Source organism: Azospirillum sp. SYSU D00513 (assembly GCF_017356015.1).
Taxonomy (GTDB): Bacteria; Pseudomonadota; Alphaproteobacteria; order Azospirillales; family Azospirillaceae; genus Azospirillum.
The window spans coordinates 1-5,352 of sequence record NZ_JAFIQV010000093.1; the positions used below are offsets into that span (position 1 = coordinate 1).

Genomic DNA, 5,352 nt, shown 5'->3' on the forward strand with positions numbered 1-5,352 from the left:
AAGATCCGTGACGAGGGCTTGGTCCGCAACAAGGCCATCCACGTGGCCATCGGCGTGCGGGCCGACGGCGCCAAGGAGGTGCTGGGCCTGTGGATCGAGCAGAACGAGGGCGCCAAGTTCTGGCTGCGCGTGCTGAACGAGTTGAAGAACCGCGGCGTGGAGGACTCCTGCTGGCCGTGGTCGACGGGCTGAAGGGCTTTCCCGAGGCGATAGCGGCCGCCTATCCGGAGACCATCGTTCAGACCTGCATCGTGCACCTGCTTCGTCACAGCATGGAGTTCGCGTCCTGGAAGGACCGCAAGGGCATCGCGGGTGCCTTGAAGACGGTCTACGACGCCGTTGACGACAAGGCGGCCGAGGCCGCGCTCACCGCCTTCGAGAGCGGACCCTGGGGTGAGAAATACGCCGCCATCGGCAAAGCTTGGCGCCGGGCCTGGCAGGAGGTGATTCCCTTCTTTGCCTTCCCGCGCGAGGTCCGGCGCATCCTCTACACCACCAATGCCATTGAGGCCTTGAACTCAAAGCTGCGCCGGGCGGTGCGGGCCAGGGGGCATTTTCCCAACGACGAGGCCGCGCTGAAACTCCTGTTTCTGGCCTTGAACCGTGCCGAGAAAGACTGGAAGATGTCCGCCCGTGAATGGACGGCCGCCAAGGCACAGATGGCCGTCATGTTCGGGGAGCGCTTCACAAAGGCCATGAGCGCCTGAAACTGAAATCGCCCCCGCCGAGCACGAAATTCCGGATAGTCCCGCGTCGCCGGGCCTGGCGCAAGCTGCACCTGGGCGTCGATGCCGAGACTGGCACAATCGTCGCCGCGACCCTGACCAGCAAGGAGGTCGATGATGCCGCTGAGCTCGGGCCCCTGCTCGACCAAATCGAGAGGCCGGTCGTCGCGGTCATTGCCGACGGGGCTTACGACCAGGACAATGTCTACGATGCGGTGGCCGCACGCCATCCCGCGGCCGCGGTGGTCGTACCGCCGCGGTCCACGGCCGTGCTCAGCCCTTGCGCCGACACCAACCCGACCCAGCGGGACCAGCATCTCCGGGTCATCGCTGAGCGGGGGCGCATGAGCTGGCAGAAAACCTCGGGCTATAACGCCAGGGCCGGCGCTGAGGGAGCGATGAGCCGGTATAAGCAGATCATCGGCGACACCTTGCGCTCCCATTCCCGACCAGCGCAGAAGGTGGAAACCCGGATCGCCGTCAATGTCCTCAACCGCATGTTCGGCCTCGGACGCCCGGAGTCCGTCCGCGTCGCATGAAGATCAAAGTACAAAGCCAACGCTCTGATCTCCTATTTCCATGCACCAGAGCAGTGTGGCGTGCCATACGGCGCCCGCGCACGCATGATCATGCTGTACCTCCAGACGGAAGCGATCCGCACCAGCTCGCCGGAGATCCGGCTTGGCTCCAACATGCATGACTGGCTGGACCGGATGGGCGTGAAAGCCGGTGGCACGAGCTATGCCGCAATCCGGGATCAGGCTCGCCGAATCTCTGCCTGTCGCCTAACGGTAGGCTGGACGAGTGAGGATGGCCGGTCTGGTTTTGAGCGCGCCAACATCGTCAGTGCCATGATGTTTGTTCACCAGCAGGCGACGCTCGCCAGGGCTCATTGTGGGACGAGACGGCCCGGTTGTCGCACGAGTTCTACAATGCCCTGCGCGATCATCCCGTACCCGTGTCCGAACCGGCTGTGCGGCTGATCCAGAACAGCAGCGCCGTGCTGGACGCCTATGTGTGGCTGGCGTATCGCCTGCGGTCCCTCGACAAACCAACGCCGATTTCCTGGGCCGCGCTGCACCAGCAGTTCGGCCCTGAGTACAAGGCGCTGAAGAAGTTCAAGGAGAAATTCACCGAGACGCTGAAAGAGGCGTTAGCGGTCTACCCCGGCGCGCGCGTCGATGTGGATTCCCGCGGTGTCATCCTGAAGCCGTCGCCGCCGGCCGTGCCGGACCGCACCCCTTACAAGAGCATCAGGGTCTTACCCTGAGCTTTGGCATTTGGGGGCCGCTCACCGCCTGCGGCAGCTCGGCCATACCCATAGATGTATTTTCACTCCCAATGATGATACGAAATGCACTGCACTGCATTGGGCGGCAAGAGCGACAGGCAAGCTGATGGCACTAGGACGACCTGCAAACCCCATAGGCGATGGACCCGATGCCGTTGACGTGTATGTTGGCTCTCGCATTCGGATACGCCGCACTCTCATGGCCCTGAGCCAAACTACCCTCGCAAAGAGCGTTGGCCTGACCTTCCAGCAGATCCAGAAGTACGAACGGGGCGCCAACCGCGTTTCGGCCTCAATGCTCTGGCAATTCAGCCAAGCGCTCGATGTACCGATCAGCTACTTTTTCGAGGATATGCCCAGCGATCTTGGAGAGCGTGGCGGGCTCGTACCCGAACCCGTTGATGCAAAGTCTGCAAGAAATCCTGCACCTGCCCTGCTGCGCAAGCGCGAGACGCTGGAATTAATGAAGGCTTACACCCGGATCAGCAATCCGCGCGATCGTCAGCGCATGTACGAGATCTTTAAGGCTCTCGGGGACCTAGAAGGCCCTGCCGCTCAGACCGACACAGCCGAGCCGGAGTAGGATGGGGCGCAGAGCTGGTGGCGATCATTCGCCGCCTTGCGCCTCTACTCGCCAAGCCGCGATGGTCTGCACCCACCGCAGCACCTCGGCGTTGCCAGACAAACCAGGGAAGAGCCGGCGGAATTCGGCAACAGCGACCCATTCCCCGCCCCGTTCGTAGGCCTGCCGGATCGCCGCGGCCTCTTCCTCGGTGACGATGAACACGGATCAACCTTATGCTCTATGGGCGCTGAAGATGCTCCTAGCACGAGGCTGAAGCAATCTGCTCCTTAGTGGCCGACGCAGAAAACCCAAAACGCAAAGGGAGAGACGGCTTTGTGCCTGTCCCTCCCTGGTGCGCGTTCCTGCCCAATCGTTTTTTCTTTGGATTGTGCGTGCCGCAAACTGATATATCAACAGCCTTTTTGTGTGAATAAAATGTATCAGCCGAGAAAATTATCATTCCCTTGTACGCTAAGGGGAAGCGTTCCTCCTCAAAACATAGGTATACCATATGGAGAATTGCGCGTCTCTGAGTGCTTCTGAAAGATATCGAGGAAGAAATCACGCTCGAACCATAATGGTGTATCTCACAATGCATTCACAAAGCTACGTCATAAAAGTCGGTTCGAAGCCCATAGGTATGTTGCTCCAGAATGAGAGCGGCTTCAGCTTCTTTTCCTCCTCAAACGGAACATGGAAGTTAAATTATTCTACTTTTGAGACAGTGGATGAGGCGATTCTTGCGGTCAAGTTCGCAATGAAAACCAAGGCTTGTTTGATTTGTGATCCGCAGGGAGCTTAAGGCCAGCCAGCATATTAGGAAGACAGCACATCACTAACCAGCAGCTCACACTTGCAGGCATAGGGGCGTATAGCGCAGAGGGCTTCTCTCTCGCAGACTTTGCCTTCGAGCGCGAGAAGCGCAGCTCTGATCCGGGCCTTTTCTGCGGCGTCGATCAGATCGGTTCCATCGACCGTCTGTAGCGCATCCTCAATAAGCCGAAGTGCCATCTTTATAGTCCGATTATATCCGACAAGCGCATGCTACCTTGTTGGTCCATTCTAAAAGCGGGATCAATTGCATCATTTTGTGACCGCGCTTGCGTGAGATGCGGATTGCCAAACCGAAAAGCCCCGCCGCACTCTTCGCTCTCAGACCCCCCGATGACGTTGCGAATGTAACTTTAGCCGGACGCACGGATGCCCGGAATTGAATGAAGGATTTGGAGCGGGCGGAGCAGTGGGCACCGGCGTTATCTCTTTGCCCTTACCCCATCCCACGCAGCCCTACAGGGCACTCATATCGGCCCCACCTCGTTGGAGAGCGCTGCGGATTTTCGCAAAGCTCTCCTCGGTCGGCGTCCTGCTTCCTCTCTCGAAAAGGTCGATGGTTTTGCGTGAGAGCCCCGCCTCAAATGCAAGATCATTGCGCGACCATGCAATCTTCGTCCGAGCCGCAATGCATTGTTCAGGTGTCATCTCTCCTCACTCACCCCAATCCACGCAGCTCTACAGGGCATCTACGTCGATCCCCTCCGCGCGGAAGGCTTCGCGGATCTTCTTGGCAGTCTCATAACGCAGCCCCCGCGCTCCTCGCTCAAAGGTGCCGATTGCCGTCTCACTCGCGCCAACCAGGGCGGCCAATTCCCGCGTTGACCAGCCCAGGGAATGCCGGGCGGCCCGGCACTGTTTCGGCGTCATGGCCCGTCACACCGGCTCATTGTTCGAGCCATCGAACCAATCGCGGCAAAGACGACCGACAAGCCAAGTCAGCACCCCCAATGCCAATCCGCTGCTGATGAAGAGCACCGCTTGCTCTGGACCAGAGGCCGCTGTGCTCAGAATGACCGCACCGATGATCCACAGCCCGGCCATGCCAGAGCATATCCAGTAGAGAACGTGCCCAATCAGCTTTAGCATTCCCTACTTCCCTTCACCCCATCCCACACATTCGTCGCCACACAGCTCCGCCGGTCTGCGTCAGCTTCCACTGCCCCGGCCGGGGACCCTCCTGTATCAGCCCAAGGGCCAAGCACTCCAGCACATCATGTGCCGCGGCATTCTCGGCCAGGATCCAGGTAATTGGATGGGCCGTGTAGAGCCATCGCCGATGGCTGCTGGTCAGCTTCATGGGCCTACCTACTCTCACCCCATCCCGCGCAGATCGGCGGCTTTCAATTCCTCGCCCTGTACCGGGCCACCATCGCCTCCGTCACATCCTCTGGATAGCAGAGGGGTGCCCGGCGCCGGGTTTGCTATAGGCGCTCCGCCGGCCGCAGTTCGCCCCGTTGCGCATCGTGTTGTAGGGACACGGGCAGTTGCCGGGATAAGAGGCGCTGGAGTCGGCGATGATCTGCCAGCGGATGGCGTCGTCGGACCGGATGTCACGGGCGACGGCCGGCGCCGCGGCGAGCGCCGCACTAAGGGCACATCAGGGAACTATCTGCTCATTCGCCTTCACAAGAGGCGCGTGGTGAGAGGGTATAGTTCCACGCCGGGCAGACCTCGTGGGGAGCGAGGCTCAGCCGTCGCATGTCCTCGTCCGAGACGCGTTCGCCCGTTTCGTTGCCACCTCGCTTGAGATGGGCGGTGACCTGGAGACCAGGGGCGGTGGCAGTGCCGGCGATGTAGCGGACGATCGTCTCGAAGGTCCGCAAGGGCACTCCGGCCCAGTTCAGACTGAGAGCCTGTTTGATTAGGCTTCTGGCTTGTAATCTCGGCCATAGGCGCGGAGTGCTCGATCGAAAGCAGCGATTTCTACGGCATCTTCG

General features: G+C 60.4%; 5 protein-coding genes and 2 pseudogenes. 4 read left to right on the top strand and 3 right to left on the bottom strand.

The features are described 5' to 3' along the window. The 4 genes and pseudogenes from JUB11_RS32120 to JUB11_RS32140 all read left to right on the top strand — a co-directional run. A pseudogene (locus tag JUB11_RS32120) lies at positions 1 to 707 on the top strand (IS256 family transposase); the annotation flags it as partial. Continuing rightward, complete coding sequence (locus JUB11_RS32125; protein ID WP_207462880.1) at positions 638 to 1,264, top strand: transposase; 627 nt, start codon at positions 638 to 640, stop codon at positions 1,262 to 1,264. The pseudogene JUB11_RS32120 and the gene JUB11_RS32125, both read left to right, overlap by 70 nt. 90 nt (positions 1,265 to 1,354) lie before the next feature. Further along, a pseudogene (locus tag JUB11_RS33085) lies at positions 1,355 to 1,995 on the top strand (replication protein RepA). Positions 1,996 to 2,122: 127 nt separating this feature from the next. Beyond that, positions 2,123 to 2,599, top strand: a complete 477-nt coding sequence (locus tag JUB11_RS32140; RefSeq protein ID WP_207462883.1) for a helix-turn-helix transcriptional regulator — start codon at positions 2,123 to 2,125, stop codon at positions 2,597 to 2,599. 24 nt (positions 2,600 to 2,623) lie between these two features. On the opposite strand, the gene JUB11_RS32145 is transcribed toward JUB11_RS32140, so the two are convergent. From JUB11_RS32145 to JUB11_RS32165, 3 genes are all read right to left on the bottom strand, one after another. Next, positions 2,624 to 2,803 carry a hypothetical protein gene (locus JUB11_RS32145; RefSeq protein WP_207462884.1) on the bottom strand — a complete coding sequence of 60 codons (180 nt, stop codon included), beginning with the start codon at positions 2,801 to 2,803 and terminating at the stop codon, positions 2,624 to 2,626. 1,485 nt (positions 2,804 to 4,288) lie between these two features. Continuing rightward, complete coding sequence (locus JUB11_RS32160; protein ID WP_207462887.1) at positions 4,289 to 4,501, bottom strand: hypothetical protein; 213 nt, start codon at positions 4,499 to 4,501, stop codon at positions 4,289 to 4,291. A 527-nt stretch (positions 4,502 to 5,028) separates the two neighbouring features. Next, entirely contained in the window at positions 5,029 to 5,277 is a 249-nt protein-coding gene (locus JUB11_RS32165; RefSeq protein ID WP_348771551.1) for a hypothetical protein, read from the bottom strand. Between the last annotated feature and the right edge of the window lie 75 nt (positions 5,278 to 5,352).